Raw genomic sequence first — 23,410 nt, forward strand, 5'->3', positions numbered from 1 at the left:
TCAGGTGAACCGTTTCTTTTCTCCTTTTTTGGGGCATTTTATTTTACAACTTACCTTGCTATTCAAAAAAATACACGGCTGCTTGACATTTATCATTCAAAATAGTATAGTTACTCCATTCAATTGGATGTATAGGTATTTACTGTATATCCGGTATTCTTTAAGAGTTTTCCGATACCGTAAAGCCGTTCGGCAGGTGTTCGTGTTAGGGCTTGCTAAAGCTCTAAGGAGTTTGCTCTATTACTCTGCAGGATGCCAAACCAGTCATCAGGGTAGAATGTCTGATGATGATCAGGTGGGTCCGAATAAAGCTTGTCGAATCGTTATGGCGGGCTACATTATGTATGTCTTTTAAAAACGGCGTTTTACTGTCTGATTATCCGCTATTTCTATTCTTTTTCTGTATTCGGTTTCCTGTTTATAACAATTTTTAGCATTTCGATATGGAAATGGTCTCGCTGTTTGATGGGCGGGGTTTTGTTAGTTGCCTATTGTCTGTTAGGAGGATTTAGATGGCAAAGGATAAGTTCGAACGAACAAAAGTTCACATGAATGTTGGAACCATTGGGCACGTTGACCATGGTAAGACAACTCTCTCGGCAGCAATCACTACTTATTGTGCAAAGAAGTATGGTGATAAGCTTCTTAAATATGATGAGATTGATAATGCACCGGAGGAGAAGGCTCGCGGTATTACAATCAATACTCGCCACTTGGAGTATCAGTCTGACAAGCGCCACTATGCACACATTGACTGTCCCGGACACGCTGACTATGTTAAGAACATGATCACCGGTGCTGCGCAGATGGATGGTGCGATTCTGGTTGTTTCTGCTCCCGATTCGGTTATGCCGCAGACTAAAGAGCATATTCTTCTTGCTCGTCAGGTTGGTGTTCCTGCTATTATTGTATTCCTTAATAAGGTTGACCTTGTTGATGATCCTGAATTGATTGAATTGGTAGAGGAAGAGGTTCGCGAAACGCTTGAGTCCTACGGCTTCCCGCGGGATACACCTATTATCAAAGGCTCCGCATTCAAGGCGCTGGCTGACGGTGCGTCTGTTGAAGACACTGCTTGTATTGAAGAGTTGCTTCAGGTAATGGATAGTTATTTTGCTGATCCTGTTCGTGATGATGCAAAGCCATTCTTGATGCCGATTGAAGATATCTTCACGATCTCCGGGCGCGGTACTGTTGTTACTGGGCGTATTGAACGTGGTGTTATCAACCTTAACGAAGAAGTTGAGATTGTTGGTATTAAACCGACGAAGAAAACGGTTATTACCGGTATCGAAATGTTCAACAAGTTGCTTGATCAGGGTATGGCTGGTGATAACGTTGGTCTCTTGCTTCGTGGTATTGATAAGAAAGAGGTTGAAAGAGGTCAGGTATTGGCTAAGCCGGGTACTATTCAGCCCCATACCAAGTTTGAAGCACAGATTTATGTGCTTTCTAAGGATGAAGGCGGTCGCCATAGTCCGTTCTTCTCAGGGTATCGCCCGCAGTTCTATTTCAGAACAACCGATATTACCGGAACAATTACCCTGCCTGAGGGAGTTGATATGGTTAAACCCGGTGATAATACCAAGGTTATCGGTGAGCTGATACACCCGATTGCTATGGACAAGGGTTTGAAGCTTGCTATTCGTGAAGGCGGCCGGACTATTGCTTCTGGACAGGTTACGGAGATTTTAGCGTAATAAAAAACAAGGCGGCTGGATGATTTCGTTTAGCCGCTTGTTTTTGTACGGAGGAAATATGGCTAAGGAAAAGATCCGCGTAAAACTCCGCGGGTTTGATGTTGAGTTGGTTGATCAAAGTTCTAAGGCAATTGTACAGGCTGTTCAGAAGGTGGGTGCGAAGGTGTTAGGGCCTATTCCGCTTCCTACACGTGTGAACAAGTTTACGGTGCTGCGTTCTCCGCACGTAAATAAGAAGTCGCGTGAACAGTTTGAGATGAGGACGCATAAACGGTTGATCGATATTATTGAGCCTTCTACAGAAGTGATGAATGCGCTGATGGCGTTGGAGCTTTCTGCAGGGGTTGATGTAGAGATTAAACAATAAAAGAATGGTAGACGGCATTTAATCAGGATGTGCGTACCGGAGGAACTGATGTTTCTCAAGGAGTTGTGAGTTATGGTTGGTCTGATTGGTAAAAAAATCGGCATGACCCAGTTATTTGATGAAGCAGGGCGGTTGACGCCTGTTACTGTTTTGCAGGTAATTCCGAATACTGTTGTCGCAGTTAAAGATGCAGAGCATTTTGGGTATGAAGCGGTTGTTTTGGGAGCCGGTGAGTTAAAAGAAGGGCGCGTTTCAAAGGTATATGCAAACCAGTTTGCAGAGGGCGTTGCGCCTGTGCGTCTTTTAAAAGAATTTCGGGGTTTTGATAAAGAAGTTGCCGTTGGTGCAAAGATCGGTGTTGAGGTCTTGGAGGCTGTGCGCTATCTTGATGTAACGGCGATATCAAAGGGAAAAGGCTTTCAGGGTGTTGTAAAACGCTGGGGTTTCGGCGGCGGACGTGCTTCTCATGGTTCAAAATTTCACCGCGAAGCCGGTTCAACAGGACAGTGTACAAGTCCCGGGCGGTCGTTTAAAAACGTGAAAATGCCCGGTCACATGGGTGCCGAACGAGTAACTGTACAGAATTTAAGGATTGAAAAAGTAGATCCTGAATTGGGTGTCGTTATGGTGCGTGGTTCCGTTCCCGGTAAGAAAGATGCGGTTGTGTTTCTGAAATCCGCTGTAAAACGGGAAAAATAACGGCAGGAGAAGAGAATGGAAAAGAAAGTCTATTCGATTGATGGTAAGGAATTGCGGACAATAGAACTTGACGATGCTGTGTTCGGCTTGCCTGTTAATGAAGATGTTATCTATTATGCCATCACAAATGAATTAGCGAATATGCGTGTGGGTACTGCCTGTACAAAAGGCCGTGCCGAGGTGAATGGTTCCAATGCAAAGCCGTATAAGCAAAAGGGAACGGGCAGGGCTCGCCGTGGTGATAAAAAGTCTCCGCTTTTGGTTGGCGGTGGTACGATTTTTGGACCGAAGCCGCGTGATTATAGCTATGCAATGCCTAAGAAGGCGAAGCGTTTGGCTATGAAGTCTATTTTGAGTAAGACTGCTCAGGATGACCGCTTGGTTGTTATAGAAGATTTTACGGTTGAAACCGGTAAAACAAAAGACCTTGCAAAAATTTTGCAGGCATTTGTTCAAGATGAACGTACTGTTCTGATTTTGAAGGATAATGATCCTATGCTGAAACGTGCAGGGAAAAATATTCCGACATTGTCGTTTTTAACGTATAATCGCTTGCGTGCCCATGATTTGTTTTATGGACGGAAGGTACTGATGCTTGAATCTGCTGCTAAGAATCTTTCGAGTTTTTATGCAGTTGAGGGGGCTGAGTAATGCAATATACTGATATTATTATAGCGCCTGTGCTTACGGAAAAATCAAATGAGATGCGTGAGCAGCGTAAATATGTGTTTAAGGTTGATCCGCGGTCTACAAAAGTGCAGATCAAGGAAGCGGTACGGAAGCTCTTTAATGTAAAAGTGCTAAGCTGTGCTGTTATCAATGTGGATGGAAAGATGCGCCGTGTTCGCTATCGTGCAGGAAAAACTGCAAGCTGGAAAAAAGCTGTTGTGACACTTGCTGAAGGCGAATCGATTAAAGTGTTTGAAGGTGCGTAAGCGCTAACGCTGCTTTGAAGGGGAAAAACAAATGGCTCTTAAATTATATAAGCCTATAACACCAGGTATGCGCGGTCGGGTTGACTTGCTTCGGGATGAGATTACTGCGCAAAAGCCTGAAAAAAGCCTTACAACAGGAAAAAAGTCAAATGCGGGACGTGATAGTAATGGACGCATTTCTGTTCGGCATCAGGGTGGCGGACATAAACGGAAATATCGTGAGATTGATTTTAAGCGGAATAAATACGGTATTCCCGGGACTGTTCGGACGATTGAATATGATCCGAACCGCAGTGCAAATATCGCATTGATTTTTTATGCTGATGGTGAAAAACGATATATTCTTGCTCCCAAGGGGTTGAAGATCGGTCAGAAGATTATGAGCGGTACAATGGCTGCGCTTGAATTAGCCAACGCATTACCGCTTGAGTCCATACCGGTTGGCTTCACTGTACATAACGTTGAGTTGACACTGGGTAAGGGTGGGCAGATGGCTCGTTCTGCTGGTGCCGCTGCTCTTATTGCTGCGAAGGAAGGCGATTATGTAACATTACGGCTTCCATCAGGTGAAACCCGGTTGGTGCATAAAAAATGTTATGCAACGATTGGCGAAGTTGGTAATGCCGATCATATGAATATCAATTTGGGAAAAGCCGGTCGTGCTCGGTGGCGCGGTGTTCGTCCTTCTGTACGCGGTATGGCTATGAACCCTGTTGATCACCCGCTTGGTGGTGGTGAAGGTCGCGGAAAGGGACGCAATCCTGTTACACCGTGGGGACAGCCGTGTAAGGGATATAAGACCCGCAAGAAGAAGAATACTTCAGACCGGTTTATTGTTTCACGGCGGAAGTAGGGAGTAAAGAATGTCAAGATCTGTTAAGAAAGGACCTTTTGTAGAAAAAAGCCTGTACAAAAAGGTTGTTGAAATGAGCAAGACGGGAGATCAGAAGTCCAAACGGATGGTGAAGTCTTACTCTCGCTGTTCTACGATCATACCGGAGATGGTTGGTTTTACTATTTCGGTGTATAATGGTAAGTCATGGATCCCTGTGTATATCACAGAGGAGTTTGTTGGGCATAAGCTTGGCGAGTTTGCCCCTACCCGTATTTTCCGCGGGCACGGCGGCTCTGACAAGAAGGCTGGAAAGAAATAGGTGGGAAAGATGGCTGAAAAAAACGGTTACCGTGCTACAATAAAATATTTTATAGCTTCTCCGACAAAAGTTCGTCCAGTAGCAAATGTTATCAAGCGTAGATCGTATACTGAAGCGATGGCAATTTTAGAGCATATGCCTCAAAAAGGTGCTTCGCTGATTTCTCAAACGGTAAAATCTGCTGCATCGAATGCATTAAATAACAATAAAAAGCTTGATGAAGATATGCTGTATATCAAAGAAATCCGTATTGATGAAGGGCCGAGACTCAAGCGCCTATGGTGCCGTGGTCGCGGGCGTGCGGATGTCCAATTAAAACGGATGTGTCACATCACGGTAATAGTTGACGAGAAGGCGGGAGCATAGATATGGGACAGAAAGTAAACCCTATCGGGTTAAGACTTGGAATTAACAAAACATGGTCGTCTCGCTGGTATGCAAGTCCAAGAGAATATGCTGATTTATTGCATGAAGATTTGAAAATCCGTGCAATGCTTCAGACGCTGCCGGAGTGTAAAAATGCAGATGTTGCGGATATTGAAATTATCCGTCATCCTCAGCGGGTAACGATTGTTATCCATACTGCACGGCCGGGCGTTATTATCGGAACAAAAGGTGCCAATATTGAAAAGATCGGGGCTATTATTCAAAAAGAATTGAATAAAAAAGTTCAGATCAAGATCAAAGAAGTAAAACGGGCAGAGCTGAATGCTTCTCTTGTAGCACAGAATGTAGCGCGCCAGTTAATGGGACGTGCTTCTTTCCGGAAAGCGCTCAAGCAGGGCTGTTTTTCTACAATGAAAGCTGGCGCTCAGGGAATAAAGATCCGTGTTTCAGGACGGCTTGGCGGTGCGGAAATGTCTCGTACTGAAGAAATGAAAGAGGGGCGCATCCCGCTGCATACACTTCGTGCTGACATTGACTACGGTTTTGCAGAAGCTCATACAACTTATGGGAAAATCGGCGTAAAAGTTTGGCTCTACAGCGGTATGATGTACGGCAGTGATCAAAAAGATGATGCTGGTTTGTTATTGAAAAAACAGCGCAAAGAGCGTGCTCCCCGGTCAGATAAAGGTCGTGGTGAACGTGCGGAAGCAGGGAGGGATTAAGCAATGGCTTTAAGTCCTAAGAGAGTAAAATACCGCAAAATTCAGCGCGGTAGAGTTAAGGGAAACGCAACACGGTGTAATCATATTGACTTTGGTGATTATGCCTTGGTTTCGCTTGAACCCTTTTGGCTTACTAATCGCCAGCTGGAAGCAGCTCGTGTTGCTTTGAACAGGAAGGTAAAGCGCGGCGGCAAACTGTGGATACGTGTATTCCCCGACAAGCCGTATACAAAGAAGCCTGCTGAAACACGTATGGGTAAAGGAAAAGGTGCTCCCGAATACTGGGTTGCGGTTGTAAAGCCGGGTACCGTCCTTTTTGAGCTTACCGGTATTGATCGTTCGCTTGCAGAAGAGGCAATGCGGTTGGCAGGCAGCAAGCTGCCATTTAAAACACGCTTTGCTGAACAGCCGCGTGAGAACTAAGGTGGGGTCTGCGGAATGAAAAAGACAAATTATAAAGATCTTTCTCTTGCTGAGTTACAGGCAAAGAGAACTGAGCTTAAGCAGAAATATATGGATTTGAGGTTTCAGTTTGTAGTGGGACATGTGGAAAACCCTATGCTGAAACGAACTATGCGCCGCGAAATTGCAGCGCTGAACACATTTATCCGGCAAAAAGAATTAGCCGGTGTAAGTGCAGAGTAGGAGCAGGCCCGTGGAAGAAACAACGGCAAAAAAGAAATCCGGGAACCGCGAGTTTGTTGGCCTAGTAACCAGCGATAAAATGGATAAGACCATTGTCGTTCAAGTTGCTACCAAAAAACTTCATCGGCTGTATAAAAAGTATGTGTTGAATACAAAAAAGTATAAGGCGCATGACGAACAGAATACAGCCCATATTGGGGATACGGTGCGTATTGTAGAGACCCGTCCGATCAGTAAAGAAAAATGCTGGCGTTTGGCGGAAATTGTGGAACGTGCAAAATAACGAGTAAGGAGCGTCTATATTATGGTTCAAGTAGAAACAAGATTAAACGTTGCCGATAACTCGGGTGCAAAGATTGTAGAGTGTATCAAAGTACTTGGCGGTACGCACCGCCGGTACGCCGGTATCGGTGATATTATTGTAGTAGCAGTGAAAGATGCGCTGCCTACTTCAACAATTAAAAAGGGTTCTGTAGAAAAAGCTGTTATTGTGCGTGTTTCTAAAGAATATCGTCGTCCTGATGGCACCTATATCCGCTTTGATGATAATGCATGTGTGTTAGTTGATGCGAATAAAAACCCTAAGGGTAAGCGTGTGTTTGGACCGGTCGCACGTGAGCTGCGTGATATGGATTTTATGAAAATCGTATCACTTGCCCCTGAAGTTCTATAAGGAGATTGAATAATGATGAAAGGAAAAATCAAGATCCGCAAGAACGATACGGTAGAAGTTATTGCCGGAAGTGAAAAAGGCAAGCGCGGTGCTGTGGTGCGGGTGCTGCCTGAAAAACAGTGCGTTCTTGTTCAAGGTATCAATATGGGCAAGAAAGCGTTGCGCAAGCGTTCTCAACAGGATCAGGGCGGAATTGTTGAAATCGAAATGCCGATACACATTTCAAATGTGATGATAGTTGGTAAAAAGAGCGGTGCAACACGCATTGGATATAAGATTGACGGCGATAAAAAAGTACGTGTTTGCCGTAAGAGTGGAGAAGTATTATAATGAGTGATTATGTACCACGGCTTAAGAAAATCTATACGGAAACGATAACGCCTGAGCTTACGAAAGAATTTGGATATACAACCGTTATGCAGGTGCCGAAGCTTGTTAAAATAGTGCTCAGTATGGGTGTTGGTGAAGCTTTAACCAATAAAAAGTTGCTTGATGCGGCTGTAACTGATCTTGGTATTATTACCGGTCAAAAGGCTGTGAAGACAAGAGCTAAGAAGAGCATTGCAAACTTCAAACTGCGGGAAGGATACGAAATCGGTGCAATGGTGACATTACGCGGTGCCAAGATGTATGAGTTCTTGGATCGCTTTATTAATATTGCGCTTCCTCGTGTTAAAGACTTCCGCGGAGTTAATCCTAATGGCTTTGACGGTAGGGGAAATTATTCACTCGGCATTACCGAGCAGATTATTTTCCCTGAAATCGACTTCGATAAGATCGAAAAGATTGCCGGGCTGAATATCAATGTCGTTACGACAGCACGAACCGATAAAGAGGCTTACTCGCTTCTTTCGAAATTCGGTATGCCCTTTAGAAAGTAAGAGAGGTTTTCATGGCAACAACAGCAATGATAAATAAAGCAAATAGCACACCGAAATATTCCACCCGCCAATACAATCGATGCAGAGTATGCGGTCGCCCGCGCGGATATATGCGGAAGTTTCAAATGTGCCGTATTTGTTTTCGCAAATTAGCAAGTGAAGGTCAGATTCCTGGCGTTACAAAATCAAGTTGGTAGGAGGTAGAAAATGAGCGTTTCAGATCCCGTCGCAGATATGCTTACAAAGATTCGGAATGCAGCGGCAGCCGGTCATGAGAAAGTAGATGTGCCTTCTTCAAAATTAAAGCTTGAAATTGTAAAGATTTTAAAGACAGAAGGTTTTATTAAAAATTTTAAGCGGCTTAATGAGTCCGGTGAAAATACAATCCGGATGTTCTTGAAATATGACGATAACGAATCTTCCGTTATCCATGGTATTGAAAGAGTATCAACTCCCGGCCGCCGGGTGTATTCAGGGTATAAGATGCTGCCGCGTGTCTATAATGGATACGGTACTCTTATTCTTTCTACATCGGTTGGTGTTATAACCGGAAAACATGCAAGCGAGAAACAGGTAGGCGGGGAGCTTATCTGTAAGGTTTGGTAGGAGGCTACTGTGTCAAGAATTGGAAAATTACCGGTAGCAATTCCTGCCGGAGTAAAGGTTACCATCGCTGATAACTCGTTGACTGTTGAAGGTCCGAAAGGAAAGCTTTCTCGTTCATACAACGCAATGGTACAAGTTAAGCTTGAAGATGCAGCTGTTTCTGTTACCCGTGTGAATGAAACAAAGGAAGCCCGTTCTTTTCACGGTCTTTACCGAAATCTTATCCACAATATGGTAGTTGGCGTTAGCCAAGGTTTTTCAAAGACATTGGTTATTAACGGCGTTGGTTACCGTGCTGAGGTACAAGGAAAACTTCTTGTAATGGCTTTAGGGTATTCGAATGATTTTATCGCGATTATCCCGGAAGGCATAGAGGTAAAGGTTGAGCCGCAAGGAAATAAGGTGATTATCTCCGGTATCGATAAGGAAAAGGTCGGTGAATTTGCTGCGCAGATCCGTAAGCTCCGATTGCCTGAACCCTACAAAGGAAAAGGTATTCGTTATGAGACCGAAGTTATTAAGCGTAAAGTCGGTAAGACTGGTGTTAAATAAGGACAGGTGCTATGTTTAAAAAGCGAGTCGAGAAAGATAGAAAGAGATTTAAGCGCAAGGTTCATATCCGCAAACGGATTTATGGAACAGCGGAACGGCCGCGGCTGACAGTCTTCCGTAGTAATAAGAATATTTCTGTACAGGTAATCGATGATGATGCCCGTGTTACTATTGCTGCGGTTTCAACGCTTGAAAAAGACTTTAAGCCGTTGAAAGCAAACATTGAATCTGGGGCAAAGATCGGTGAAGAGATTGGTCGCCGCCTCAAGGAAAAAAATATTACTGCTGTCGTTTTTGATCGAAACGGCTATCTGTATCACGGTGTGGTGCAGGCGGTTGCAGATGGCGCCCGGAAAGCGGGAATAAATTTCTAGGAGCGGATATGGATCGTCAGAAAGATTTTAACAGAGACAGTTCGCATCGTGAAAAGGAACTGGTGGAAAAACTGGTTAAATTAAACCGGACTGCAAAGGTAGTAAAGGGCGGTCGCCGTTTCTCTTTTTCTGCATTGACGGTTGTCGGAGATCAGAATGGACACGTTGGTTATGGTTTTGGTAAGGCAAATGATGTAAGTCAGGCTATCAAAAAGAGTATTGAAAAAGCAAAAGCGAATATGATCCATATTCCGCTGAAAAACGGTACGATCCCGCATGAAGTGCAAGCTAAGTTTAAGGGGTCATCAGTACTGCTTCGTCCGGCACGTTCCGGTACTGGAATTATTGCAGGCGGTACAATCCGTGCGATTATGGAAGCTGCAGGGGCAACGAATGTGCTTTCAAAGTCATTAGGCTCTAACTCTGCTGTCAATGTTGTTCGTGCTACTTTTGAAGCTGCATCAGGATTGATGGATGCAAAGACCATTGCTAAAAACCGCGGAAAATCTATTACGGATGTCTGGGGGTAAACTATGGAAAAGAAGATTCGGATTACATTAGTAAAAAGCACTATTGGACAAAAGCAGCCGGTTCGTGCAACCGTTCGTTCCTTAGGGCTTGGTAAGTTACATTCCGTAGTTGAGCACTCCGCTTCTCCCGCCATCTTGGGTATGGTACGGGCGGTTTCTCACTTAGTTGAAACAGAGGAGCTTGATTAATGTCTGATTTTATATTGAATGCGCCGAGAGGTGCAAACAAGAAAAAGCGCATTGTAGGGCGCGGTTCTTCATCCGGTCGGGGAACTACCGCTGGCAAAGGAAATAAAGGGCAAAATGCGCGATCCGGTGGCAAAACGTATATCGGATTTGAAGGCGGACAGATGCCGCTCTATCGCCGTGTTGCAAAAAAAGGCTTTTCTAATTATCCTTTCAAGAAAGAGTATCTGGTTGTAAATTTATTTGTACTTGATGCAAAATATTCTGATGGGGAAACTGTTAATAGAGAAACGCTGAGAGCAAAAGGGCTGGTAAAAAAGCAGGGAGGATTGGTAAAAATCCTTGCATCCGGCGATCTTACAAAGAAATTGACAGTTGATGTAGATAAAGTTTCCGCACAGGCACAGGCTAAGATTGAACAAGCCGGCGGTACGGTCGTTAAAAAGAACGGCTAAACGGGCGGGCTTAATACATGGCTAACAATGCATTTGTAAATGTATTTCGGATAAAAGAACTGCGCGACCGCATCCTGTTTACGATTGGGATTTTGGTAGTCTTCCGCTTGGGATCGGTTCTGACGATTCCCGGTATCGACCCTCATGCTTTATCAGCATATTTCCAATCACAGGTGCGCGGAAATGCCTTTGTCGACTATATGGATTTTTTTGTCGGCGGGGCGTTTTCCAACTTTTCTGTGTTCATGCTTGGGGTAATGCCGTATATTTCAACACAGATTTTGATGCAGCTTGCGTTGTTTGTATTTCCGAGTTTAAAGAAGATTGCGGAAGACGATGGCGGTAGGAAAAAGATTCAGGTCTGGACTCGTATTCTTACCGTATTTGTTGCTCTCATTCAGTCGTATGCGGTAACTTTCTACGCAAATTCCATTCCCGGCGCAATTGTACTGCAAAGCAGGTTTATGTATATCTTCGTTACAATGTTGACCGTAACGACAGGTACAATGATTACAGTATGGCTTGGTGAGCAGATTACGGCGCGCGGTATCGGCAATGGTGTTTCTATCATTATTTTTGCCGGTATTATCGTGCGGTTGCCTCATGCAATTTCCCAGATGATCCGTTTAGTACGGTTGGGGGAATTGAACCTTGTGTTTGTAGTTATTGCATTGATTATGTTCGTTGGTATTATCGTACTGGTTGTTTATGAACAGCAAGGACAACGGAAAATACCGGTGCACTATGCTAAGCGGGTTGTCGGACGGAAAATGTATGGCGGACAAAATACCTATATTCCGTTTAAGATCAATCCTTCGGGTGTTATTCCAATTATCTTTGCATCATCGTTTCTAACTTTCCCGATTTCGATTGCAACAACGATAGGGCCGAATGTGCGCTGGCTTAATAGTCTGGCTCAATTTTTGCGTCCGAACGGCTGGTGGTATAATATTTTGTATTTACTCCTTATCGTGTTCTTTGCATATTTTTATACGCAGATTTCGTTAAACCCCACTGAAATTGCAAAGCAGATAAGAGAAAACGGCGGTTCAATCCCCGGAATACGGACTGATAAAACCGAGGAATATCTGCAAAAGATATTAAACCGGTTGATTTTGCCGGGGTCTCTGTACTTGGCGCTGATTGCTGTCTTGCCGACCGTAATACAGACCATTTTCGGCTTCCCTCAGTCGATTTCGATGCTGATGGGCGGTACTTCATTGCTTATCTTGGTTGGTGTTGACCTTGATACTATGAGTCAAATTGAAGCACAGCTTAAAATGCACCATCACGAGGGGTTGGTTAAGCGAGGAAAGCTCAGATCACGGAATCTGTAGTATTTCGGTAAAAGGTTATTCTTTTATTAAGGAGAAAAACATATGAAAGTAAGAACCAGTGTAAAGCCTATTTGCGATAAATGTAAGGTTATTAAGCGCAATGGTATTGTGCGTATTATCTGTACAAATCCCAAACATAAACAACGCCAAGGCTAATGGAGGAATCTGAAGAATGGCTCGTATATCTGGGGTCGACCTCCCCAATAAACATGTTAATATTGCGTTGACGTATATCTATGGTATATCTCATTCATCAGCGAAGGTAATTTGCGAAAAATCGAAGATTGATCCGATGCGGATGATCAATGATTTGAATCAGGATGAGCTTGCCGCTATCCGTGCAGTAATCGATCAAGATTATAAGGTTGAAGGACGGCTTCGTACCGAAATTGCTTTGAATATCAAGCGCTTGATGGATATCGGATGCTACCGCGGTCTTCGGCATAGAAAAGGTTTGCCTGTCCGCGGTCAACGGACTAGAACGAATTCCCGTACTCGCAAGGGTAAGAAAAAGACCGTTGCTGGTAAGAAGAAGTAATTTCGGAGGATAAGCTGTGGCTACAACTGCAAAAAAACGAAAAGAAAAGAAAAGCGTATATGAAGGAAATGTCTATATTCAGGCAACCTTTAATAATACCATTATTACCATAACCGATATGAAGGGAAATGCACTTTCGTGGGCATCTTCCGGAGGTTTGGGCTTTAACGGTGCGAAGAAGTCTACCCCCTTTGCTGCACAGACAGTAGCTGAAACTGCTGTACAACGGGTACAGCAATATGGGTTGCGGGAAGTGCATGTATATGTGAAGGGACCTGGTGTTGGACGCGAGTCTGCTATCCGTACCCTCGGTGTCATGGGCTTGAAGGTTCGCTCTATCAACGATGTAACGCCCATTCCGCATAACGGCTGCCGTCCTCGTAAGACTCGCCGTATCTAGTAAAAGGAGTTTAAATGGCTCGTAAAAATCTTTTGAAAGGATTCAAAAAACCAAAAGGTCTGGAATTTGCAGCTGATGTGTCAAATGACAGCTATGGTAAGTTTACGGCATCTCCCTTTGAAACAGGATTCGGCACAACGATCGGTAATTGTTTACGGCGTGTTTTGTTGTCTTCTATACAGGGGTATGCTATATCGGCTGTGAAAATCACATCGTATGATGTAGACGGTGTGCCTCATGGTATTTCAAGCGAATTTGAAGCAATCCCCCATGTAACTGAAGATACAATGGAGGTGTTAAATAACCTCAAGCAAATGCGGCTGCGGCTTCCAAATGAAATAGAGCAGGATATCTTTTTATTTGAATTTAAGGGGCCTCGTTCTATTAGTGCGGCAGATTTTGCAAAGACCGGTCAACTTGAGATTTTATCTAATGATCTCCATATTATGGAGTTGATGGATACTGCTCATATTGAACTGGAAATTCAGGTTGATTTTGGGCGTGGGTATGTACCGGCAGAAACAAACGATAAATATGTCGAAATTGTTGGTACAATCTCGCTGGACACAATCTTTAGCCCGGTGCGAAAGGTCAGCTATGAAATTCAGCCATGTCGGGTTGGGCAGCGTAATGATTATGATAAGCTTGTGCTTGAGATATGGACGGATGGAACAATACGCCCTGAAGATGCTTTAGCAGAGGCTGCAAAGATTGCAAAAGATCATTTTAGTGTTTTTGTCAATTTCAATGAGAATGAATTGCTGAATGATGATGAAAGCGATGAAAGCGATGAAATGATTAAGCAACTGCTTGATACTCCGATAACAGAGCTTGAGCTTTCGGTGCGGGCTTCTAATTGTTTAAAAAATGCAAATGTTTCTACAATTCGTGATTTGACAATGATGACCGAAGATGAAATCTCGAAGACTCGGAACGTGGGTAAAAAGAGTTTGCAGGAAATACAAGAGAAATTAGCAGAACGTAATTTGAGTTTGGGCATGACTGATTACAGTCATTTAAAGAATTCGATCAAGTTATCGAGACAAAAGGAAGAAACAGATGAAGCATAAAAACGGCTTTAATCCGCTTTCACGTACGAGTGCACATCGCCGCGCATTGCATCGTAACATGGTTACATCGCTATTTAAGTACGAGCGGATTACTACAACCAAACAAAAGGCGATGGAAATACGCCGCACAGCAGAAAAGCTGATTACCCGTGCTAAGGTTGATTCGGTACATAATCGCCGTCAAGCTGCAACCTATATTTGGGATGAAGCCATCTTGAACAAGTTGTTTACCGATATCGGTCCGCGCATGAAAGAACGGAACGGCGGATATACCCGTGTGCTCAAGTTAGGGTTTCGGGAAGGAGATGCTGCGCAGGTAGCTATCTTAGAGCTTGTTGACTATACACTTGATAAGAGCACGAAGAAGTCTGCAGACGCAAAAAAAGACGGTGCAGAGAAAGATGCTGCAAAATCAAAGGCAGCGGAGGGTTAAACTATGTCAAAAGCACATCGCGGAAAAGGAATTAAAACTGTACCCAATCATGGACGGGGTACCTGCCCTGTAACCGGGCAAACCGGTGTGAAGCTTCTGTATGAGCAGGAAATTGACGGAAAGAAAGTAAATATTTCTAAAGTCGGTCGTGCTATGCTGAAAAATAAGAAAGCTGCGGAAGCTAAGGCATAAAACAACCTTTTGAAATTACCGGTTATCATTGAAATCGTAATGGCTATTGCAGCCTTACGGTATCGCTTACAGGAACAGCTGGTTACGTGCAGTACTTCAGCTGTCTAAGCAGAACTAAAACGCTCGCTTTGCCGAGCGTTTTTTTATGCCTATTGCAGTGAGGCTGGTTCTTTTATAGCAGCGAGATAGCGGAGAAACTTCTCAATAAGGATAAATGCGGCAGGGGTGAGCTTATCAAGCGTGTCGTGGTGCGTGTGCATCCGCTGCCATGTTTGCGGGATGACTGCAGCAAGCGGTGAACCGGCGGTAACCGGTGCGTTTGTGATAATGGTCTGCTGGAGTGATTGCAAACTAATGCTGCATTCCGATTGGGCGGCAGGAGAATGTGTCATGCGGTATGCTCCTCGGTGATTTGTTTGTCTAGCTGCGTTGCCGGTTCCGTGTATTGTACGGGATGTATTAGACGCGGCAGAGCCAGCCTTGCCTCCAGCGCTGCACATACTGTTTGCTGTACTGTATCTATCGGAGGCGTTCTTTCTGTGGGAAAGCTGCGTAGGTGCCTCTTGGAAGGAAAGTGTTCGTCTAAGTAGGTCTGCTTCTGTGTACGGCAGCACGGTGATGACTTGAGCGGTTAAACCTGCCGAAATCAGCCCGGCATTGTCGCTATAGGCTGTGGGCAGCGAAAGCCAATGCCCCCTGCATGCAGCATCCGCATACACGCAGCTTCGGCGGTGCAGGGCAGTAAGCGCTGCCGTTTTGCTTTTATCTCTGCCGTATATCCCTGATTCTGAGAGAATAAGGGTGTCTCCTGTCCCGCATAAGTCAAATACAAACATATCATCATGCTGCATTGCGAGTGCGCGTAAACCCTGCCCCAGCCGATACGCCCCTTGTGATTGTATGCCGCTGCTTCCGGCTTCTTCCCCGTCAGTAAAGATAATACGGATATTATGCACACCGTTTTTTTGCAGGAGTAATTTTGCAAAGAGAAGCAGCTGTACACATGCGGAAGAATTATCATTTGCTCCCGGCGTATCGGCTGCACGGTCATAATGAGCCAGCAGTGTCTTCATTTTAAAGCGGGAACTGTATGCGGATGAACCGTAGCTGACAATAATATGTGTTTTATCTTGCAGCATCACGGTACGGTACGGAATGCCTTGAGCGGCAAGCCATTTAGTAATGCAGGAGCGGCGGTCTGCTGCCGGGGCTAGAAAGTCTGAAAAAAAAGGCGAATGGATAATCGCCCGCGCGTATTCAGCAGTCACGGCAGCAGAATAATACGGTTAAAGAGCCGTGAGCGCTTGTTCCAGCTCAGTTACTAAATGTGCAAAATGCTTACAGGCTGCCTCTATCGGAGCAGGACTTGCCATATCAACCCCGGCAATCTTGAGCGATTCTAGCGGATAGCGTGAACCGCCGGAGGTTAAGAACTTAAAGTAGTCATCCCGTTCGGCTTTACCGCCGGAAACGACACGCTCAGCAAGTGCAAGCGATGCGGAAATACCGGTTGCGTATTTATACACATAGAACGAATTGTAGAAGTGCGGAATGCGCAAACCTTCAAGATCACTGCATTCTTCAAAGTGCATAGCCGGACCAAAATAGGCTGTCAGCAGCTTACGATACTCACTGCGGAGGTTATCAATAGTGAGCGGCGTTCCCTCCTCAACCAGCTTATGCGTGATATGTTCGTATTCCGCAAACATGGTTTGCCGGTAGAGGGTGGCAAGCGTATCTGTTACCTTTACACTCAGAAGATAGGCACGCATTTTGGGATCGCTGGTGTTTTTCAGCATATAACGGAACAGGAGTTCTTCGTTAAAGGTTGAGGCTACCTCAGCTTCAAAAATCGTATAGTCATAGCTTAAAAATGGGTTGTTACGTGAGGAATACCACGAGTGCATGGAGTGCCCGCCTTCATGAGCGAGGGTAAACACATTGCGGATAACATCTTCTTTATAATTGACAAGGATATAGGGATCGCCTTCAAAGCCGCCTGAAGAAAAGGCTCCGGAACGCTTACCCTTGTTTTCGTACCGGTCTACCCAGCCGCCGAGTAAGCCGTTTCTCAGGGTGGTAACATATTCACTTCCAAGCGGCTGCAATGCTTCGGTAATCATATCAACTGCTTCAGTATAGGTGGTGTGCCGCTGTACTTCGCTGACAAGCGGGACATACACATCATAGTGCCGCAGTTCATCTACACCGAGCGATTTTTGCAGTATGGTATAAAAATGATGCAATGGAGCTAAGTTTTTCCGGATAGTGTGAATCAGATTATCATAAACTTCCGTCGGCACCTTATCAGGATAGAGCGCTTGCTCTCGGGCGGAGTTGTAACCGCGGATTCGTGCATGGGCAATGTTTTGCTGCACCTGACCGGTATAGAGCGATGCAATGGTGTTCTTATAGGTATCGAAGGTACCGTACAGCTGCATATAGGTTTGCTGCCGTATCTTCCGGTCGGGATTAAGCAATAATTGAGAGTATGACGATTGTGTCAGCTCTTTTGGACCTTCCGGTGTTTCAATAGTACCGAAGCGGAGGTCTACATTGGTAAGGGTAGAAAAACTGCGCTTTGCTACAGCTTCCGATTCTCCCAAGAGCGAAAGTATCTTCTCTTCTTTTTCACTGAGGGTATGCGCTTTCAGTCTCAACAGTTTTTCGATAAAAACCCGGTATGGCGCAAACGCTGTACCGGTCGCTCCGGATGGTTCAATCCAGCTGAGGATATTTTTTTCGGGAATATTGAGCAAGGCTGGGACAAACCAGCTTGTTTCAGATGCAAGTGCGGTTCCCGCCATCATTGCAAGTGAGACCCGCTCAATGTTTTTAGGATCGCTTTCATCTGCCGACTTCATTAAAAAAGCATAATGCTGTACTTTTTCAAGTTTGATTTCCGCGGCTTCCACAGCTTGTAAACAGGCAAGTGTTGTTTCTGCGGTGAGTGTTTCGGGCGATGCAAAAGCATCTTGATACTTTAAAATTGCATCCTTTGCAGGAGTTATCTCTTTTAAAGCTTTATTCCACTCTGCATCCGATGAAAATAATTTACTCAGATTCCATTGGTCGCTCTGTGCAACCTCTGAGCGAAGGGGTATAGTTGAGTCTTTCATAGCTTTACTATACAATAAGCCCAATGAATGAGCAACTGTCAGCCTATAAAAAGTCTTGATACTGCAAAATCGCTGTATTATAGAGTAAAAGCTCTTACAAAAAACGGTTTTTTGTGCTAAAAAACTGATATGAATATTCAAAAAATTCTGTATACACGTCCTATCACCCCTGCACCGCGCTGTCCGGTAGAAAATTCAGTACCGCTTTTCGGTTCGTATTCAGGGATGTTTCATACCTTTGATATTAAAGGGCTAAAAAAACCATTCGGTAATTTGCCTATTCCTTCTTTTATAACTGATACTCGGATAACCGATACTATCCGGCTTCTTTTTTGCGATGATACTATCATAGGAGAGATTGCTTTTTTCTACGGCGGCTATTTTTCGCTGATGGAAACAACATTGTGGAACCGGCAAACAAACCGGCAGCTTGCATACCGGCAGTTTTTGCCCATCGGTTTTGTACATTTACCCAAGTATCTTGCGTATAGTGTTGCCGCGTGCAGGGTCAGCGGGCGGTATGTACGTCTTTTTTCACGTCTTTCCAAGGGAATGCTCTATGCGGACTTTGACTTTTTAGCCTCAAATGACCGTCCTTCGTGTGAAGGTAGGCTGGCTTTTCATGCAGAAGACCCGCAGTGCACCGACTACTCGGCTGTTATTCCTTCATTTGTAAATCGGCGATGCCAAGCAGTATATTTCCGCTCATTTACGGTTCACGGATGGGTAAGTTTTGGACATCATCAAGATATACAATTAGAACGGAACCGGGCTGTCGGCTTTATCGATTTTAGAAAAACCTATACTACACTCCATACTAAGCGTGCAGTTGTAATCGGTATGGGATATATTGATGGAGTACAGGTATGTTTTCACTTGAGTAAATCCATTGCTCCTGATAGCTACACCTATAACGATAATATCCTCTTTTACGGCGGTAAGCGGATTCCGCTGCCCCCTGTACGCATTACCTATCCGTTCGGATCTTCCGATAAATGGGTCGTTCAAGATACCGAAAATATGGTTGACCTTACCTTTACACCGAATATGCTGCTGCAGCGGAATCTCAATATTCTCATTTGCCGCAGAGACTATAAAACTATCTACGGCACTTTTGAAGGCTCCTTTTTAATTGAAGACGATCATTTTCTGAAACTGAAGGGCTTTCCGGGCATCGCAAAAAAAGTTCGTATGAGAATGTAGGAGAGCTGTTGATATGCAGGGTACCTTGAAATGCGCTGTTCTACATCGTGCTATTTTGATGATTTAGAACTCGTCGACCTATTCGACAACACAGTTATCGAATAGGTCTAGCATAGAAAATATGGCTTAAAAGTATTTTCCTAGCCTCCCGTTCAACCTGCTATGTGTTTTATCACGAAACCGGCTCAGGCGAGGCACTACGAGTCCGTGTAAAAGAAAGTTCTGCCATCGTTTTGTTAGTTTTCGGTATGAAAATGATAGACAAACCGGGCAATATCATCCAATCCGTTTTTAATATGCATTGCATCGATTTTCTGCTTGGTAGCAGCAAAGAGGGAATCGTCACTTAGAATTTCTTTTACCTTTTTAATAATTTTGCGCGGCTGCGGAATATACCAGCCTAACTGATTGTTTGTGACAAAGAGTTTATTGCCGAGTTCTTGCCCGCGGACATAACTTGCTAAGATCAACGGCTTACCGGCAGAGAGTATTTCCATAATGGTAGCGGGACCGCTTTTAGTAATAGCGCAGTCTGCCGCGTTAATAAAATCCGGCATGGTTGAGACAAAACCGAATACTTGAATATTAGAAATCTGCGTAGTTTTAAGTAAAAGCTTCAGCTGTGTTTTTAATATCTTGTTTTTTCCGCAGATCACCACCAAATGTGCAGGACAGCGTTGAAAGATAAAAGCATTGACCAACGCAAGAGTTGACTTCAGCCCTTCACCGCCGCCGACCATCAGTACGATTTTTTTGTCTAGTGGTATACCATGCCGTTGTTTCGCCGCAATTTTTTCCTCAGCTGTATACCGCCGGTTAAATCTCTGTGAAAGCATGAGAGGGAATTGATGCACCCGTTCAGGATCAAAACCATATTGCTCGATAGCCTCTTTTTTCAGCTTGTGAGAAAAAACGATCAGTTCTGTGTTTTTGGTATAAAACCATAACGGATGGGCGGTAAAAGGATCCATCACAAGGGAAATTAACGGAATATCCGGCTGTACCCGGTCAATAGCGATCCTTGCAAGCGGTATCAGAATTTCATGGAGGCATACTAGTTTTGTTATCCGTTCTGTTTTTATGAAGGAAACAATATTTTTTACTATGAAAGGGCGTAAGAGACCGGTACATAGATTCAATATTTTTGAATATTTCGTCAACTGATAAAATGCAACGTAACCCGGTTCAAAATAATTGGATGTTGCAGCATAGCCTTTTTCAAAGAAAATCTGCGAAACCAAATTGGTATTTTTAAATCCGTTTTGCGGTATATATTCGGCATTATCAGGATATGTTTCTTTTAAACGCGCAATAAGAGCATTAGCGCCGGAAACATGCCCGCCGCCTGTTTTGAGATATAAAAAACCTATTCGCTGTTTCATTATTTACCATTATATTCAAAAACGTATGCAAGTACAATAAAATTTATTATCAGAATGAGCACTGACAGGGCTGCTGTACGAGAAAGACTTACGGCGTTTGCCCTGCATCTATTAAACCTGTTCAAAAACGTAGGTTTCTGAACAGGTTTATGCATCTTCCAGGTTTTTGAGGCAGCTTTCAAATTCGTCGAGTATATCCAAAATCGGCTGATTATCATTTCCCGAATAAGTGTCAGCAGCTTTTTCCAGTTTTTTGAAAAACGGCAATAACCGTTGGAGATTTTCTGTCGGTAGTTGCGCAACATCATATTTCACCAGAATACTGCCGGTACTAGGCGTATGCTCTGTAAACGTAACAGGGGGAAATTGTGTCAAAATAGAAATAGCCCTGCCTGCAATCGCTTGATTTTTAAAGATGGGAGAACGCAGCCGTATACGACCAGGAAAAAATCCGGTAATCATTGTTATTCCTTTAAAAGTTTTTGCATGGATTGAATACTGACCGCAATGGTAAGCGAATTATGCAGCACTGCCGCAAGCGCCGGGGGTATCAAACCGAACATTCCTGCAAAAAGTAGGAACGAATTACCGCCGATAATCAGCTTATTGGTAGTATTTATTCTGCGCAGCACCGCTTGTCCAAGCTGTCTAACCGTAACCAAACTTGCCAACCCATCCCCTGATAGGAGAATATCGGCAGTATCTCCGGCGATTGATGTACAGCTATCCATTGCAGCCCCGACCTGCGCTGCCGATAGAGCCGGCGCATCGTTGATACCGTCTCCAATCATCATCACGGTATGTCCGTTTTCAATCGCTTCTTGTACATAGCGCACTTTATCTTCCGGTAAGGTTTGTGCCCGATATTCGGTAATGCCTGTTTGCGCTGCAATCTGTGCTGCTGCTTGTTCGGCATCTCCTGTAAGCATTACACAGGTTTCTACCCCAAGCCGCTTCAGTTCAGCAATGGTTTCTGCTGCATTGTGCCGTGCCGGGTCTCCAATCGTTAAAATCCCTGCTAATATACCGTCAGCGGCTAAATACAACAAAGAATAGCCGTGTGCTGCTGCCTCGTGCTGAATAGCAGCTATCTCATCTGAAAGCGGTATCTGTTCATCTTCAAATATAAAATGAGCGCTGCCGATACAGAGCCTCTTACCGTTCAATGCGGAAGCAATGCCGTGTGCAACAATATATTCGACCTTTGCATGCCGTTCGGGATGCACAAGCCCCCTGTCTTCTGCAGCTTTTACCACAGCCCGTCCCAAGGGGTGCGGAAAGTGTTCTTCAAGACAAGCTGCCAGCAACAGCACTTCTTCTTCGGTGTAAGGTGCAAAGGGGTAGATGTCCGCCAGAACGGGTTCTGCATAGGTTAATGTCCCCGTTTTGTCGAATACAACTGTATCAGCAAGGGCTGCTTCTTCCAAATATTTACCGCCCTTTATCGAAATACCGTATTCGGCAGCTTCTTTCATCGCAGAAAGAATTGCAATCGGCGCTGCAAGTTTCATTGCACAGGAATAATCTACCATAAGTGTTGAAATTGTTTTGGTAATATCCCGGGTAAAAAGATAGGTTAAACCGGTCAGGAGAAAGTTGAAGGGTACTATCTTTTCTGCCATCTGCTCCGACCGCTTTTGAGCTGAGGCTTTTAACGATTGAGACTGATCAATCATCGTAATGATGTTATGTACCTTTGTTTCAGTCCCTACCGTACGCACACGGATATAGAGCTCGCCTTCTACGAGAAGGGTTCCTGCAAAAACCGTTTTTCCGGCAGATTTTTCTACCGGAAGTGATTCTCCGGTAATCCCTGCCTGATTCACCAGACCTTCACCGCGTTCCACCTCCCCGTCGGCAGGTAGCTGACTGCCGGCACGGACAACGATAAGATCGTTTCTTTTCAGTGCAGACGGCGGGACTGTCCGTTCTTGATCTCCTTCAACTACATGTACCGGTTCATTGGATATGAGTAGGGTTTGAGCAAGGTTATTATATGATTGCCTGCGGGTAAGCTCTTCAATTTCTTCCCCCATATCGAGTAAGGTTGAAACAAAGCGGGCAGTCGGCATATTCCCATCAAGAACGGCAACGGTCAATGCTGTAGCATCCAGTAAATCTGTGCTGAAGAATGTTCCCGAAAGTATAGATTTCCCTGCTTTTAAAATCCGGGGTATAATCCGCCGGCATAACAGCATATTTCGTACCGGAATCGGAAGCAGCGATCGTACCGCAACATTAAACAGTGTTCCTGCTAACACATTAAACACACTTTCAGGAGCAGGAACCTGTGCTGTGGAAGCGAGTAAACTTTCATCGGAGAGATACGAATCGGAGAGTACTCGAAACAGTGCTAAAACTTCATCTTCCGAAACTATCCCCGTATCATAGTAGACTAAGAATGAGTGTACATGAGGATTAATCTGAATATTGGTAATGCCGTCTTGTACAGCAATCAGTGTTTGAGCAAGAATCGCTTGCCGCAGCGAAAGCTCATCTGCACGGTAATGCAGCCGTATTCTGCCCGGCAAGGAGTGTTTTACGGTTATATTCATCGGAGTTGTAGAATAGTGAATGCAATTATGTACGCTGCGCTTGGTTATACGCAGCTTCAGCAGCTATGTCTTGTGCATCTTCTTTGATAGCTTCTGCAAAAGCAATAGCCTCTTGTTTAAGCAGCAGCCCCTTTTCCGCAACTGCAACACATGCTTTCTTGAATGCGGGAGTCCGTATAATTGCTGCTGCTGCAACTCCGGCAGCTACACCGACACCAAAAGCAACCCATTTGTTGGAAAACATTGTACTACCTCTCTTACACTTCTTCCGGTATGAGGAAGGATGGTATTTGTTGGCAGCACAATAGCAATTTT

At 44.5% G+C, this 23,410-nt stretch carries 36 protein-coding genes; 30 read left to right on the top strand and 6 right to left on the bottom strand.

What is annotated here, in order from left to right:
• Nucleotides 1–512 precede the first annotated feature (512 nt).
• The 29 genes from tuf (at nt 513) to ACTTJ8_RS07315 (ending at nt 14,836) form a co-directional block, all read left to right on the top strand.
• On the top strand, nt 513–1,700 hold the full coding sequence (gene tuf / locus ACTTJ8_RS07175; protein WP_442716203.1) for an elongation factor Tu: 1,188 nt from the start codon (nt 513–515) through the stop codon (nt 1,698–1,700).
• A 58-nt stretch (nt 1,701–1,758) separates the two neighbouring features.
• Nucleotides 1,759–2,067 (top strand): 30S ribosomal protein S10, encoded by a 309-nt coding sequence (gene rpsJ, locus ACTTJ8_RS07180; protein ID WP_442716204.1) that lies wholly within the window; start codon nt 1,759–1,761, stop codon nt 2,065–2,067.
• 72 nt (nt 2,068–2,139) lie between these two features.
• Entirely contained in the window at nt 2,140–2,766 is a 627-nt protein-coding gene (gene rplC, locus ACTTJ8_RS07185; protein ID WP_442716205.1) for a 50S ribosomal protein L3, read from the top strand.
• A gap of 15 nt (nt 2,767–2,781) precedes the next feature.
• A complete protein-coding gene (rplD, locus tag ACTTJ8_RS07190) occupies nt 2,782–3,417 on the top strand; it encodes a 50S ribosomal protein L4 (RefSeq protein ID WP_442720754.1) in 636 nt (211 codons plus the stop codon).
• Nucleotides 3,417–3,701: a 50S ribosomal protein L23 gene (locus ACTTJ8_RS07195; RefSeq protein WP_442716207.1), complete on the top strand. Its 285-nt coding sequence runs from the start codon at nt 3,417–3,419 to the stop codon at nt 3,699–3,701. The genes rplD and ACTTJ8_RS07195 overlap by 1 nt, the downstream gene beginning before the upstream one ends.
• Nucleotides 3,702–3,732: 31 nt before the next feature.
• Entirely contained in the window at nt 3,733–4,554 is an 822-nt protein-coding gene (gene rplB / locus ACTTJ8_RS07200; RefSeq protein WP_442720755.1) for a 50S ribosomal protein L2, read from the top strand.
• Nucleotides 4,555–4,564: 10 nt separating this feature from the next.
• Entirely contained in the window at nt 4,565–4,855 is a 291-nt protein-coding gene (gene rpsS / locus ACTTJ8_RS07205) for a 30S ribosomal protein S19 (protein ID WP_442716209.1), read from the top strand.
• A gap of 9 nt (nt 4,856–4,864) precedes the next feature.
• Complete coding sequence (rplV, locus tag ACTTJ8_RS07210; RefSeq protein ID WP_442716210.1) at nt 4,865–5,221, top strand: 50S ribosomal protein L22; 357 nt, start codon at nt 4,865–4,867, stop codon at nt 5,219–5,221.
• 2 nt (nt 5,222–5,223) lie between these two features.
• Nucleotides 5,224–5,964 carry a 30S ribosomal protein S3 gene (gene rpsC / locus ACTTJ8_RS07215; RefSeq protein WP_442716211.1) on the top strand — a complete coding sequence of 247 codons (741 nt, stop codon included), beginning with the start codon at nt 5,224–5,226 and terminating at the stop codon, nt 5,962–5,964.
• Nucleotides 5,965–5,967: 3 nt separating this feature from the next.
• On the top strand, nt 5,968–6,387 hold the full coding sequence (gene rplP / locus ACTTJ8_RS07220; RefSeq protein ID WP_442716212.1) for a 50S ribosomal protein L16: 420 nt from the start codon (nt 5,968–5,970) through the stop codon (nt 6,385–6,387).
• Between the two features lie 15 nt (nt 6,388–6,402).
• Nucleotides 6,403–6,609: a 50S ribosomal protein L29 gene (gene rpmC, locus ACTTJ8_RS07225; protein WP_442716213.1), complete on the top strand. Its 207-nt coding sequence runs from the start codon at nt 6,403–6,405 to the stop codon at nt 6,607–6,609.
• A 10-nt stretch (nt 6,610–6,619) separates the two neighbouring features.
• Nucleotides 6,620–6,892, top strand: coding sequence for a 30S ribosomal protein S17 (gene rpsQ, locus ACTTJ8_RS07230; protein ID WP_442716214.1), 273 nt, complete (start codon nt 6,620–6,622; stop codon nt 6,890–6,892).
• 21 nt (nt 6,893–6,913) lie between these two features.
• The gene (rplN, locus tag ACTTJ8_RS07235) at nt 6,914–7,282 is read left to right on the top strand and encodes a 50S ribosomal protein L14 (RefSeq protein ID WP_442716215.1); all 369 of its coding nucleotides are present in this window, start codon (nt 6,914–6,916) and stop codon (nt 7,280–7,282) included.
• A 15-nt stretch (nt 7,283–7,297) separates the two neighbouring features.
• On the top strand, nt 7,298–7,612 hold the full coding sequence (gene rplX, locus ACTTJ8_RS07240; RefSeq protein WP_442716240.1) for a 50S ribosomal protein L24: 315 nt from the start codon (nt 7,298–7,300) through the stop codon (nt 7,610–7,612).
• A complete protein-coding gene (gene rplE, locus ACTTJ8_RS07245; RefSeq protein WP_442716216.1) occupies nt 7,612–8,163 on the top strand; it encodes a 50S ribosomal protein L5 in 552 nt (183 codons plus the stop codon). The genes rplX and rplE overlap by 1 nt, the downstream gene beginning before the upstream one ends.
• Nucleotides 8,164–8,174: 11 nt before the next feature.
• The gene (locus tag ACTTJ8_RS07250; RefSeq protein ID WP_442716217.1) at nt 8,175–8,360 is read left to right on the top strand and encodes a type Z 30S ribosomal protein S14; all 186 of its coding nucleotides are present in this window, start codon (nt 8,175–8,177) and stop codon (nt 8,358–8,360) included.
• Nucleotides 8,361–8,370: 10 nt separating this feature from the next.
• A complete protein-coding gene (rpsH, locus tag ACTTJ8_RS07255; protein ID WP_442716218.1) occupies nt 8,371–8,769 on the top strand; it encodes a 30S ribosomal protein S8 in 399 nt (132 codons plus the stop codon).
• A gap of 9 nt (nt 8,770–8,778) precedes the next feature.
• Complete coding sequence (rplF, locus tag ACTTJ8_RS07260; protein ID WP_442716219.1) at nt 8,779–9,321, top strand: 50S ribosomal protein L6; 543 nt, start codon at nt 8,779–8,781, stop codon at nt 9,319–9,321.
• Between the two features lie 11 nt (nt 9,322–9,332).
• On the top strand, nt 9,333–9,695 hold the full coding sequence (gene rplR / locus ACTTJ8_RS07265) for a 50S ribosomal protein L18 (RefSeq protein ID WP_442716220.1): 363 nt from the start codon (nt 9,333–9,335) through the stop codon (nt 9,693–9,695).
• A gap of 8 nt (nt 9,696–9,703) precedes the next feature.
• Nucleotides 9,704–10,225, top strand: coding sequence for a 30S ribosomal protein S5 (gene rpsE, locus ACTTJ8_RS07270; protein ID WP_442716221.1), 522 nt, complete (start codon nt 9,704–9,706; stop codon nt 10,223–10,225).
• Between the two features lie 3 nt (nt 10,226–10,228).
• Nucleotides 10,229–10,414, top strand: a complete 186-nt coding sequence (rpmD, locus tag ACTTJ8_RS07275; protein WP_442716222.1) for a 50S ribosomal protein L30 — start codon at nt 10,229–10,231, stop codon at nt 10,412–10,414.
• Nucleotides 10,414–10,866: a 50S ribosomal protein L15 gene (gene rplO, locus ACTTJ8_RS07280; protein ID WP_442716223.1), complete on the top strand. Its 453-nt coding sequence runs from the start codon at nt 10,414–10,416 to the stop codon at nt 10,864–10,866. The genes rpmD and rplO overlap by 1 nt, the downstream gene beginning before the upstream one ends.
• Before the next feature lie 17 nt (nt 10,867–10,883).
• The gene (gene secY, locus ACTTJ8_RS07285) at nt 10,884–12,203 is read left to right on the top strand and encodes a preprotein translocase subunit SecY (protein ID WP_442716224.1); all 1,320 of its coding nucleotides are present in this window, start codon (nt 10,884–10,886) and stop codon (nt 12,201–12,203) included.
• 42 nt (nt 12,204–12,245) lie between these two features.
• Nucleotides 12,246–12,359 carry a 50S ribosomal protein L36 gene (rpmJ, locus tag ACTTJ8_RS07290; RefSeq protein WP_002672206.1) on the top strand — a complete coding sequence of 38 codons (114 nt, stop codon included), beginning with the start codon at nt 12,246–12,248 and terminating at the stop codon, nt 12,357–12,359.
• A 16-nt stretch (nt 12,360–12,375) separates the two neighbouring features.
• Nucleotides 12,376–12,741, top strand: coding sequence for a 30S ribosomal protein S13 (gene rpsM, locus ACTTJ8_RS07295; protein ID WP_314995006.1), 366 nt, complete (start codon nt 12,376–12,378; stop codon nt 12,739–12,741).
• A 16-nt stretch (nt 12,742–12,757) separates the two neighbouring features.
• A complete protein-coding gene (gene rpsK, locus ACTTJ8_RS07300) occupies nt 12,758–13,141 on the top strand; it encodes a 30S ribosomal protein S11 (protein ID WP_442716225.1) in 384 nt (127 codons plus the stop codon).
• 14 nt (nt 13,142–13,155) lie between these two features.
• Nucleotides 13,156–14,211 carry a DNA-directed RNA polymerase subunit alpha gene (locus ACTTJ8_RS07305; protein ID WP_442720756.1) on the top strand — a complete coding sequence of 352 codons (1,056 nt, stop codon included), beginning with the start codon at nt 13,156–13,158 and terminating at the stop codon, nt 14,209–14,211.
• Nucleotides 14,201–14,644 carry a 50S ribosomal protein L17 gene (gene rplQ, locus ACTTJ8_RS07310; protein ID WP_442716227.1) on the top strand — a complete coding sequence of 148 codons (444 nt, stop codon included), beginning with the start codon at nt 14,201–14,203 and terminating at the stop codon, nt 14,642–14,644. Before ACTTJ8_RS07305 ends, rplQ begins: the two co-directional genes overlap by 11 nt.
• Before the next feature lie 3 nt (nt 14,645–14,647).
• A complete protein-coding gene (locus tag ACTTJ8_RS07315; RefSeq protein ID WP_442719193.1) occupies nt 14,648–14,836 on the top strand; it encodes a hypothetical protein in 189 nt (62 codons plus the stop codon).
• A 149-nt stretch (nt 14,837–14,985) separates the two neighbouring features.
• Here the strand turns inward: ACTTJ8_RS07315 and ACTTJ8_RS07320 are convergent, their stop codons facing one another.
• Nucleotides 14,986–16,104: a M28 family peptidase gene (locus ACTTJ8_RS07320; RefSeq protein WP_442720757.1), complete on the bottom strand. Its 1,119-nt coding sequence runs from the start codon at nt 16,102–16,104 to the stop codon at nt 14,986–14,988.
• Between the two features lie 18 nt (nt 16,105–16,122).
• Entirely contained in the window at nt 16,123–17,955 is a 1,833-nt protein-coding gene (pepF, locus tag ACTTJ8_RS07325) for an oligoendopeptidase F (protein ID WP_442720758.1), read from the bottom strand.
• A gap of 129 nt (nt 17,956–18,084) precedes the next feature.
• Here pepF and ACTTJ8_RS07330 point away from each other — a divergent pair, with 129 nt between their 5' ends.
• Nucleotides 18,085–19,158 carry a DUF2804 family protein gene (locus tag ACTTJ8_RS07330; protein ID WP_442720759.1) on the top strand — a complete coding sequence of 358 codons (1,074 nt, stop codon included), beginning with the start codon at nt 18,085–18,087 and terminating at the stop codon, nt 19,156–19,158.
• 236 nt (nt 19,159–19,394) lie between these two features.
• On the opposite strand, the gene ACTTJ8_RS07335 is transcribed toward ACTTJ8_RS07330, so the two are convergent.
• The 4 genes from ACTTJ8_RS07335 to ACTTJ8_RS07350 form a co-directional block, all read right to left on the bottom strand.
• Nucleotides 19,395–20,540, bottom strand: a complete 1,146-nt coding sequence (locus ACTTJ8_RS07335) for a glycosyltransferase (protein WP_442720760.1) — start codon at nt 20,538–20,540, stop codon at nt 19,395–19,397.
• Nucleotides 20,541–20,687: 147 nt separating this feature from the next.
• The gene (locus ACTTJ8_RS07340; RefSeq protein ID WP_442720761.1) at nt 20,688–21,002 is read right to left on the bottom strand and encodes an HMA2 domain-containing protein; all 315 of its coding nucleotides are present in this window, start codon (nt 21,000–21,002) and stop codon (nt 20,688–20,690) included.
• Nucleotides 21,003–21,004: 2 nt separating this feature from the next.
• Complete coding sequence (locus ACTTJ8_RS07345; protein ID WP_442720762.1) at nt 21,005–23,095, bottom strand: heavy metal translocating P-type ATPase; 2,091 nt, start codon at nt 23,093–23,095, stop codon at nt 21,005–21,007.
• A 25-nt stretch (nt 23,096–23,120) separates the two neighbouring features.
• Complete coding sequence (locus ACTTJ8_RS07350) at nt 23,121–23,339, bottom strand: hypothetical protein (RefSeq protein WP_442716235.1); 219 nt, start codon at nt 23,337–23,339, stop codon at nt 23,121–23,123.
• Nucleotides 23,340–23,410 lie beyond the last annotated feature (71 nt).

Origin of the sequence: Treponema sp. (genome assembly GCF_052169735.1) — a bacterium.
Classification (GTDB): Bacteria; Spirochaetota; Spirochaetia; order Treponematales; family Treponemataceae; genus Treponema.

Excerpts from the sequence above, each read along its gene's own strand:
- tuf (WP_442716203.1), top strand. The coding sequence starts at position 513 with ATGGCAAAGGATAAGTTCGAACGAACAAAAGTTCACATGAATGTTGGA.
- rpsJ (WP_442716204.1), top strand. The coding sequence starts at position 1,759 with ATGGCTAAGGAAAAGATCCGCGTAAAACTCCGCGGGTTTGATGTTGAG.
- rplC (WP_442716205.1), top strand. The coding sequence starts at position 2,140 with ATGGTTGGTCTGATTGGTAAAAAAATCGGCATGACCCAGTTATTTGAT.
- rplD (WP_442720754.1), top strand. The coding sequence starts at position 2,782 with ATGGAAAAGAAAGTCTATTCGATTGATGGTAAGGAATTGCGGACAATA.
- ACTTJ8_RS07195 (WP_442716207.1), top strand. The coding sequence starts at position 3,417 with ATGCAATATACTGATATTATTATAGCGCCTGTGCTTACGGAAAAATCA.
- rplB (WP_442720755.1), top strand. The coding sequence starts at position 3,733 with ATGGCTCTTAAATTATATAAGCCTATAACACCAGGTATGCGCGGTCGG.
- rpsS (WP_442716209.1), top strand. The coding sequence starts at position 4,565 with ATGTCAAGATCTGTTAAGAAAGGACCTTTTGTAGAAAAAAGCCTGTAC.
- rplV (WP_442716210.1), top strand. The coding sequence starts at position 4,865 with ATGGCTGAAAAAAACGGTTACCGTGCTACAATAAAATATTTTATAGCT.
- rpsC (WP_442716211.1), top strand. The coding sequence starts at position 5,224 with ATGGGACAGAAAGTAAACCCTATCGGGTTAAGACTTGGAATTAACAAA.
- rplP (WP_442716212.1), top strand. The coding sequence starts at position 5,968 with ATGGCTTTAAGTCCTAAGAGAGTAAAATACCGCAAAATTCAGCGCGGT.
- rpmC (WP_442716213.1), top strand. The coding sequence starts at position 6,403 with ATGAAAAAGACAAATTATAAAGATCTTTCTCTTGCTGAGTTACAGGCA.
- rplN (WP_442716215.1), top strand. The coding sequence starts at position 6,914 with ATGGTTCAAGTAGAAACAAGATTAAACGTTGCCGATAACTCGGGTGCA.
- rplX (WP_442716240.1), top strand. The coding sequence starts at position 7,298 with ATGAAAGGAAAAATCAAGATCCGCAAGAACGATACGGTAGAAGTTATT.
- rplE (WP_442716216.1), top strand. The coding sequence starts at position 7,612 with ATGAGTGATTATGTACCACGGCTTAAGAAAATCTATACGGAAACGATA.
- ACTTJ8_RS07250 (WP_442716217.1), top strand. The coding sequence starts at position 8,175 with ATGGCAACAACAGCAATGATAAATAAAGCAAATAGCACACCGAAATAT.
- rpsH (WP_442716218.1), top strand. The coding sequence starts at position 8,371 with ATGAGCGTTTCAGATCCCGTCGCAGATATGCTTACAAAGATTCGGAAT.
- rplR (WP_442716220.1), top strand. The coding sequence starts at position 9,333 with ATGTTTAAAAAGCGAGTCGAGAAAGATAGAAAGAGATTTAAGCGCAAG.
- rpsE (WP_442716221.1), top strand. The coding sequence starts at position 9,704 with ATGGATCGTCAGAAAGATTTTAACAGAGACAGTTCGCATCGTGAAAAG.
- rpmD (WP_442716222.1), top strand. The coding sequence starts at position 10,229 with ATGGAAAAGAAGATTCGGATTACATTAGTAAAAAGCACTATTGGACAA.
- rplO (WP_442716223.1), top strand. The coding sequence starts at position 10,414 with ATGTCTGATTTTATATTGAATGCGCCGAGAGGTGCAAACAAGAAAAAG.
- secY (WP_442716224.1), top strand. The coding sequence starts at position 10,884 with ATGGCTAACAATGCATTTGTAAATGTATTTCGGATAAAAGAACTGCGC.
- rpmJ (WP_002672206.1), top strand. The coding sequence starts at position 12,246 with ATGAAAGTAAGAACCAGTGTAAAGCCTATTTGCGATAAATGTAAGGTT.
- rpsM (WP_314995006.1), top strand. The coding sequence starts at position 12,376 with ATGGCTCGTATATCTGGGGTCGACCTCCCCAATAAACATGTTAATATT.
- ACTTJ8_RS07305 (WP_442720756.1), top strand. The coding sequence starts at position 13,156 with ATGGCTCGTAAAAATCTTTTGAAAGGATTCAAAAAACCAAAAGGTCTG.
- rplQ (WP_442716227.1), top strand. The coding sequence starts at position 14,201 with ATGAAGCATAAAAACGGCTTTAATCCGCTTTCACGTACGAGTGCACAT.
- ACTTJ8_RS07315 (WP_442719193.1), top strand. The coding sequence starts at position 14,648 with ATGTCAAAAGCACATCGCGGAAAAGGAATTAAAACTGTACCCAATCAT.
- pepF (WP_442720758.1), bottom strand. The coding sequence starts at position 17,955 with ATGAAAGACTCAACTATACCCCTTCGCTCAGAGGTTGCACAGAGCGAC.
- ACTTJ8_RS07330 (WP_442720759.1), top strand. The coding sequence starts at position 18,085 with ATGAATATTCAAAAAATTCTGTATACACGTCCTATCACCCCTGCACCG.
- ACTTJ8_RS07335 (WP_442720760.1), bottom strand. The coding sequence starts at position 20,540 with ATGAAACAGCGAATAGGTTTTTTATATCTCAAAACAGGCGGCGGGCAT.
- ACTTJ8_RS07340 (WP_442720761.1), bottom strand. The coding sequence starts at position 21,002 with ATGATTACCGGATTTTTTCCTGGTCGTATACGGCTGCGTTCTCCCATC.
- ACTTJ8_RS07345 (WP_442720762.1), bottom strand. The coding sequence starts at position 23,095 with ATGAATATAACCGTAAAACACTCCTTGCCGGGCAGAATACGGCTGCAT.
- ACTTJ8_RS07350 (WP_442716235.1), bottom strand. The coding sequence starts at position 23,339 with ATGTTTTCCAACAAATGGGTTGCTTTTGGTGTCGGTGTAGCTGCCGGA.